Origin of the sequence: Thauera linaloolentis 47Lol = DSM 12138, from assembly GCF_000310205.1 — a bacterium.
Taxonomy (GTDB): domain Bacteria; phylum Pseudomonadota; class Gammaproteobacteria; order Burkholderiales; family Rhodocyclaceae; genus Thauera; species Thauera linaloolentis.
Genome location: NZ_AMXE01000186.1, coordinates 1 through 1,168, shown reverse-complemented (window position 1 = coordinate 1,168; position 1,168 = coordinate 1). Strand labels below are relative to the sequence as shown.

Here is a 1,168-nt window from a genome sequence, read left to right as displayed (position 1 = left end):
TAAGGAAGCTCTGATCTATTCAGAGCCGGTAAAATACTGAAGTCATGATCTGCGCTGCGCCCATGAAACAAACGACCTTCGCCTCGTTGGCGTTCGATAGGAAGAAGAAACCGACCCGCCGGGAGCGCTTCCTGGCCGAGATGGAGACGGTCGTGCCATGGGCAGCGCTGCTCGCGGTGATCGAACCGCACTATCCGAAGTCTGGTCGGCGCGGTCGTCCGCCGATGCCGCTGGCGACGATGCTGCGGATCTACTTCCTGCAGCAGTGGTACGCGCTGTCGGATCCGGCCATGGAAGACGCACTGTACGAAATCGAGTCGATGCGCCGCTTTGTGGGTCTCGAGCTGGCTGACGACGCGATGCCCGATGAGACGACCATCCTCAAGTTCCGACACCTGCTCGAGAAGCACGGGCTGAGCGCGCAGATGATGAACATCATCAACGACACGCTTGAGGCACGCGGACTGCTGCTCAAGAGTGGCACGATGGTCGATGCGACGATCATCCACGCGCCACCGTCGACGAAGAACCAGGACAATAAGCGCGATCCCGAGATGCACCAGACGAAGAAGGGCAAGCAGTGGTTCTTCGGCATGAAGATCCACGTGGGCGCCGACGTCAATTCGGGACTCGTGCATACGGTGTCGGTGACGCCGGCCAACGCCTCGGACATCAGCCAATTGCCGTATCTGCTGCGCGAGGACGACCGGGCGGTGTTCGGCGACAAGGGCTACGTCAACAACAAGCTCAAGCGCTTGGCCCGCAAGGCCGGCGTGTTCTGGGGCGTGTCGCTCAAGGCCAGCAAGCCGCATCCGCTGACCGGGGCGAACAAGCGCTTCAACCACAAGATGTCTTCGATCCGCATGCGGGTCGAGCACGTGTTTCGCGTCATCAAGCGCCAGTTTGGTTACACGAAGGTGCGCTACAAGGGGATCGCGAAGAATGCCGCTCAGGTGTTCTCGCTGATCGGATTGACCAATCTTTACCTGGCGAGGCGAGCACTGATGCGTTGATGGGTGAAATCCGCCCGCTGCGCCCGAAGATGAGCGCTCGGGGCTGAAGCAGCCTCGAAAAGCAGCGGTAGGGGCGGAAAAATCGATCATCGGAGTCGGCTGGAAATGGCTGGATTGGGTGCGGTTGCTCAGAACATCAATTGATCAGGGGTTCC

1 pseudogene is annotated in these 1,168 nt (G+C 59.9%); it reads left to right on the top strand.

Annotated features, from left to right (window positions below):
- The first annotated feature begins 62 nt into the window (after positions 1-62).
- A pseudogene (locus C666_RS19100) lies at positions 63-1,060 on the top strand (IS5 family transposase).
- The last annotated feature ends 108 nt before the right edge of the window (positions 1,061-1,168 follow it).